The 3,791-nt window shown below is 61.7% G+C and carries 5 protein-coding genes and 1 pseudogene; 5 read left to right on the top strand and 1 reads right to left on the bottom strand.

The genetic code is table 11. The features are described from left to right. From AC1DYX_RS29005 to AC1DYX_RS28990, 4 genes are all read left to right on the top strand, one after another. A partial coding sequence (locus AC1DYX_RS29005; RefSeq protein ID WP_477265358.1) for an acyl-CoA dehydrogenase family protein occupies positions 1-689 on the top strand: 689 nt, incomplete at its 5' end. Between the two features lie 118 nt (positions 690-807). Continuing rightward, entirely contained in the window at positions 808-1,458 is a 651-nt protein-coding gene (gene upp, locus AC1DYX_RS29000) for a uracil phosphoribosyltransferase (protein ID WP_477265356.1), read from the top strand. Between the two features lie 36 nt (positions 1,459-1,494). Further along, entirely contained in the window at positions 1,495-1,869 is a 375-nt protein-coding gene (locus tag AC1DYX_RS28995) for an Hpt domain-containing protein (RefSeq protein WP_477265354.1), read from the top strand. A 296-nt stretch (positions 1,870-2,165) separates the two neighbouring features. Next, positions 2,166-2,369, top strand: a complete 204-nt coding sequence (locus tag AC1DYX_RS28990) for a cold-shock protein (protein ID WP_036166698.1) — start codon at positions 2,166-2,168, stop codon at positions 2,367-2,369. A 112-nt stretch (positions 2,370-2,481) separates the two neighbouring features. Here the strand turns inward: AC1DYX_RS28990 and AC1DYX_RS28985 are convergent, their stop codons facing one another. Continuing rightward, positions 2,482-3,405 carry a LysR family transcriptional regulator gene (locus tag AC1DYX_RS28985; protein WP_477265351.1) on the bottom strand — a complete coding sequence of 308 codons (924 nt, stop codon included), beginning with the start codon at positions 3,403-3,405 and terminating at the stop codon, positions 2,482-2,484. A 173-nt stretch (positions 3,406-3,578) separates the two neighbouring features. Here AC1DYX_RS28985 and AC1DYX_RS28980 point away from each other — a divergent pair. Continuing rightward, positions 3,579-3,791, top strand: a pseudogene (locus tag AC1DYX_RS28980) (malate synthase A); the annotation flags it as partial.

Below are 3,791 nucleotides of genomic sequence, written 5' to 3'. Positions count from 1 at the left end.
ATGCGCGGGGGCGCAGCGCGTTCGGCCGCCGTCTGGCGGAGCAGCCCCTGATGCAGAACGTGCTGGCCGACCTGGCGCTGGAATCGGAAGCGGCGACCGCCTTCGCGTTGCGCCTGGCGCGCTGCTTCGACCCGGGCGCGGATGGCGCCGTGGCGCCTGCGGAGACATTGCTGGGCCGCATTCTTACGCCGGCCGGCAAGTACTGGCTGTGCAAGCGCGGCCCGGGATTCGGCGCCGAAGCGATGGAAGTCATGGGCGGCAACGGCTATGTCGAGGACGGCCCGCTGGCGCGCCTGTACCGCGAATTCCCCGTCAACTCGATCTGGGAAGGTTCCGGCAACGTGATGTGCCTGGACGTGTTGCGGGCTTTTTCCAAGGGGTCGGAAACCCGCGAGGCGCTGGCGGCCGAACTGGGCCTCGCAGCGGGCCGCGACGCCCGTTTCGACGCGTATTGCGCGCGTCTGCTGGACGGCCTGGGCCATTTTGCTGCCGATGAATTCGGCGCTCGCAGGCTCGCCGAGCAGCTCGTGGTGGCCGTGCAGGCCGGGCTGTTGCTGCGCCATGCACCGGCCTTCGTGGCCGACGCCTTCGTCGCGTCGCGCATTGCCGTGGACGTGGGCGGCGCCTTCGGCCGGCTGCCGGACGGGGTCGACTGCGGTGCGATCCTGGCCCGGGCCCTTGTGGAATGACGGTCGGTGAAACTTGATAAAGCACGGGACAAACGTGAGCGGCGCTGGGATAATGCTGGCCATTTACCGATAATCATGTCGCTACCACAAGTGGCGATCAACGTATTGATCATTAGCAATGAAACAAGACCCGCGTTTCCCGAACCTGTACATCCTTAATCACCCGCTGATCCAGCACAAGCTGACGCACATGCGCGACMGCAGCACGTCCACGCGCACGTTCCGCGAACTGCTCAGGGAGATCACGCTGCTGATGGGTTACGAGATCACGCGCGACCTGCCGTTGACGACCCGCACCATCGACACCCCGCTTGAAACCATCGACGCCCCCGTCATCGCGGGCAAGAAACTCGCCATCGTGCCGATTCTGCGCGCGGGCGTCGGCATGAGCGACGGCCTGCTGGAACTGGTGCCGTCGGCCCGCGTGGGCCACATCGGCGTGTTCCGCGACCCGGCGACGCACCTGCCCGTCGAATACCTCGTGCGCCTGCCGGACACGAACGAGCGCACGTTCATCCTGTGCGATCCGATGGTCGCGACGGGCAATTCCGCCGTGTACGCCGTCGACGTGCTGAAAAAGCGCGGCGTGACCGATGACCAGATCCTGTTCCTGGCCCTCGTGGCGGCGCCGGAAGGTGTCGAGGTCTTCCATGCGGCCCATCCGGACGTGAAGCTGTACGTCGCGTCGCTGGACAGCAACCTGAACGATCATGCCTACATCGTGCCGGGCCTCGGCGACGCCGGCGATCGCATCTTCGGCACGAAATAAGCGCCGCCCCGACCATTCCAGGAAAGAACACAGCAGATGAATAGTAGTGCGGATGCGGAATTTTTCGCGCGCCTCGCGGAACTGAACGATAAATTCGCGGCGAGCCTGCCGCAGACGCTCGGACGATTGTCAACTGCGCGCAACGAATTCGACCCAAAACATCCGCCGCAGCAACTCATCGAGCAAATGCATGCCGTGCTGCATACGCTGGCCGGCTCATCCGCCACCTTCGGTTTCCGCATCCTCGGGCAGCAGGCGCGCATGCTGGAGCAGCGCCTACGCGTGCTCACGACATTCGATGCCGTCGCCCCGCAGGAGTGGGAGGCGTGGCTGGCAGAGCTGGACGTCTTCATCGCCTGGGGCTGCGTGGACCCGAAGGCGGTGTATCCGAACGATGAGTCCGCCGTTTAGCGTCACGACAAAGGACCAGTCAGAGAGTCGTTTGATTTAAGACAAACTTTATCCGCATCCATGCCCTATATTTTGCGTACTGCCGACGCAAATGGGATCCGTAAAGGGGTTGGCGTCAGGAATTGTTACGGAGCCCGGTTTTATTTTGCGAAAACCGTGTACAAGCGGGTTTATTCGGTATAATTAGGGATCGTTGGATTCGCGGTAGCAGTGYAGTTAGTCTGTCATTTGTTTCTTGCTTCTTCAAACGATCGTAAACGGACTTCTGTCCACTTCAACTGAAATAGGAAATTGTAATGGCAACTGGCATCGTAAAATGGTTCAATGACTCCAAAGGCTTCGGGTTCATCACCCCGGACGAAGGCGGCGAAGACCTGTTCGCGCACTTCTCGGCGATCCAATCCCAAGGCTTCAAGTCGCTGCAAGAGAACCAGCGCGTCTCTTTCGACGTGACCTCGGGTCCGAAAGGCAAGCAAGCATCGAACATTCAACCGCTGTAATGCGCTGAATGTCTGACAAAAAATCCTCGGAGTTTCCGGGGATTTTTTTTTGCCCATCTGTTCCGATTCCCGGCGTGACAATTCGCGATTTTTCTCGCGAACATTATCATCATCATTCTCGCCGCTTGGCGGCGTTGCTTCTCCAATACTCCGGTTGCGAATACGCGTGTCGCAGGAAATCGACGAATACGCGGATGCGCAGCGGCAGATGGCGCCGTTGGGCAAACACGGCATAGATGTCGTTGCCCGGTGCGGCGTATTGCTCCAGCACGGGCACGAGCTGGCCCGCCTCGATCTCCGAACTCACTTCCCACATCGAACGCCAGGCGAGGCCACGGCCCGCCATCGCCCAGTCGTGCAGGACGGCGCCGTCATTGCACACCATGTTGCCGCTCACCTTCATGGTGACGATCTTGCCGTGGTCGCGGAACGTCCAGCCGCGCTGGCTGCCCTGGCTGCTGATCGCGAGGCAATTGTGCTTTGAGAGGTCGTCGAGCGTCTGTGGCGTACCGTAGCGCTTCAGGTAGCCCGGCGTCGCAACGACGACCCGGTGGTTGTCGGCCAGTTTTACGCCCACGAGGTTCGAATCCGTCAGGCTGGCGATGCGGATCGCGATGTCGACGCCTTCGCCGATGACGTCGACGACGCGGTCGGACAGGTTCAGGTTCACGCTCACTTCGCGGTGTTCGGCGAGGAACGAGGGCACGAGCGGCGCCACGTGCTGCCGCCCGAAGCCGGCCGGTGCCGACACGACGAGGTGTCCCGTCGCGCGCGCGCTACGTTCGGACACGGCCGCTTCCGCTTCTTCCAGCTCGGCCAGGATGCGCTGGCAATCTTCCAGGAACACCGCGCCTTCGTCCGTCAGCGCCAGCTTGCGCGTGGTACGCTGTAAGAGCTTCACGCCCAGCCGCGCTTCGAGCGCGTCCAGGCGCCGTCCGATCATGGCCGGCGCGATGCCTTCCGCGCGCGCGGCCGCCGAGAGGCTGCCGCGGGCAATGACTTCTACGAAAGTGGATATCTGACGGAAATGGTCCAAAGGAATGCCTCAGTTCTGTACGTCATCTGTGACAAAAAAGCATAAATGAATATATTTTTTGTCTCGTTTAGGCGAGTAATAGTGAATATACTGGAAGCAATATCAAACGCCAAGCTGGCTTGTGCCAAGAACCTGGGCGCACGCCGTATTTCATACTAGAACAGGAGAACGCAATGACCATCGCCACCCCAGCCGGAATGGAAATCCGGGCCGAGATCCAGCCCGGCTATGAACAGATCCTGACCCCGGAAGCGCTCGCGCTGGTAGCGAAACTGAGCCGCGAATTCGAGTCGCGCCGCCAGCAACTGCTGGCCGCCCGCGTGGAGCGCGCGAAGCGCCTGGACGCCGGCGAGCGTCCGGACTTCCTGCCCGAGACGGTGCATATC

The organism is Massilia sp. P2_C2 (genome assembly GCF_056404615.1).
The sequence above is the reverse complement of the archived record's forward strand: the minus strand, read 5'-3'. Positions and strand labels throughout refer to the sequence as shown.